This is a genomic window from Methylobacterium sp. AC690, from assembly GCF_979256535.1.
The window spans coordinates 1-527 of the sequence record NZ_CEEDOX010000057.1; the positions used below are offsets into that span (position 1 = coordinate 1).

Below are 527 nucleotides of genomic sequence, written 5' to 3' on the forward strand. Positions count from 1 at the left end.
AGACGCACCTCCTCGAAGCCGGCGAACTGGGCCAGGTTTGCTAGGTCGAAGCTACCCGAGCCGGTGAGCGCGAGCACGTCGTAGCCGGCGCCCCCATCCAGCTGGTCGCCTCCGGTGTAAGTGTAGGTACCTGTCGTCGGGCTGTAGACGGAGGTGCCAGGGTTCAGCGTTGCGGCAGTGGCCTGAACGGTTTGGTCGCCCGCCGACAGCAGGACGACGTCCTGACCCGTCGTGAGGACCGTCGCACCTCGATCGATCGTATCGATCGCCGTGGCAACACGACCGCCAGCGCCAGCATTCCCTGCCGCATCTGTATAGAGCCCGGCCGCAATGCTGATCTCACCAGAACCAGTGTAGCTCGGCTCTGGCGTGAACACCGCGGTGTACCGCAGCGGATCGACCATCGTGAGGCTGCTCAGCTGCCCGTGCGTCGCGGTCACATCGCTCAGGGCAAAGCCCGTGACGGCTTCGCTGAACTGGAACGTGACGATGGCAGACTCACCAGCCAGCAGCTGCCCGTCGTTGAT

At 64.7% G+C, this 527-nt stretch carries 1 protein-coding gene; it reads right to left on the minus strand.

What is annotated here, in order from left to right:
* Positions 1–527: Ig-like domain-containing protein (locus tag AC0IY1_RS25310; RefSeq protein ID WP_471773327.1), on the minus strand; the 527-nt coding region annotated here is incomplete at both ends.